The sequence below is a fragment of the Flavobacterium sp. LMO6 genome, from assembly GCF_009495795.1.
Lineage (GTDB): Bacteria > Bacteroidota > Bacteroidia > Flavobacteriales > Flavobacteriaceae > Flavobacterium.
Window position 1 is genome coordinate 1 of record NZ_WIBH01000042.1, and the last position, 1,248, is coordinate 1,248.

1 protein-coding gene is annotated in these 1,248 nt (G+C 36.1%); it reads right to left on the reverse strand.

From position 1 onward, the window contains the following. Positions 1 to 1,248 (reverse strand): lamin tail domain-containing protein (locus GFJ99_RS13245; RefSeq protein ID WP_162524032.1); only part of this gene is annotated, 1,248 nt, incomplete at both ends.

Sequence of the window (1,248 nt, forward strand, 5' to 3'; positions counted from 1 at the left end):
ACTCCTGCTGCGCCTACTATTGGACCTGCTGGTGTGAATACATAGGTATTTGATGCATCATAATTTGATATTATTGAACTTCCATCTGATGAACAAGTTGCCGTTACTGAGTTGATCGTTGGAGTATTGAGCGGATTATTAGAAATGGTAACATTAAAAGTTTGTTGACAACCATTTGCCGTATCAGTTACTATGACAGAATAATCACCCGCACAAAGTCCTGTAGCTGTTTGAGTAATTTGATTACCGGCTGCTGTGTTCCATAAATAATTAAATGGACCAATACCATTAATTGGTGTTACAGTTGCAGTTCCATCACATGAAGAAACAGCATTAGTGTCACACACCCCATTATTGCAATTATTAGTATCGATGGTACCTACAGTTTGACCTTGCCAAACTCCACCGTCTGGAATACGACTAAATGTTAGATTTGTTGGAGCTAAAGGATTTGGAGTTGAAATTCCTACATAATTCATCAATATAGGATTAAAAATATATATTTCATTAGCAGAAAGAAGTGTAATACCCGTTGTTGTACAAGAACCTACAGAGCTAGGAATACAAGGTCTATCATTAAAATCATCATCAGGTGTTGTGATTTTAGTTGATTGATTTACACCTACTGTCCAATATAAAGCATCAATTGCTGTACCTGAAGAATTATACAAAGCCAACCATCCATCTCCATTAGGCATCACAAAATTACCTGTCGAACAATAATTGGATAAATTCAAATCTGTTTTGAAATCAACCGATAAAAGATTAGAAGAAGTTGAACTTGTACCTATTACATAATGAGATTTTGGCTGTAAAATTGTTCCTGATGGAATAATAATACTCCCTCCTGTTTGTAAAGGTCCGGTAGGATTAGAATCTGGAGCAGATCGAGTTCCTAAAATGAAACAAGAAATATCAATTGGAGAACATGTTGGATTATATAATTCAATATATTCTCTCCCTGTACCTATTAAACCTTGTCCACCCGATGGCCAATGCATAACTTCATTAATAACAACGTTAGTTCCTGTTGGGACACAAATAGGAGAAACAGAACATGTAGAATTATTTGTACCAGAAATTGTTCCTTGCAAAGGAGGTAATTGCGCACTATTACTAAAATTAACTGAAGCCAATGAAGAACATCCGCCATTAGCAGCTATAACTGTATAACTTGTTCCGATGGTCATACTTGAAATTACTCCTCCTGCTCCAACTATTGGACCTGCTGGAGTAAATGTGTAGGTA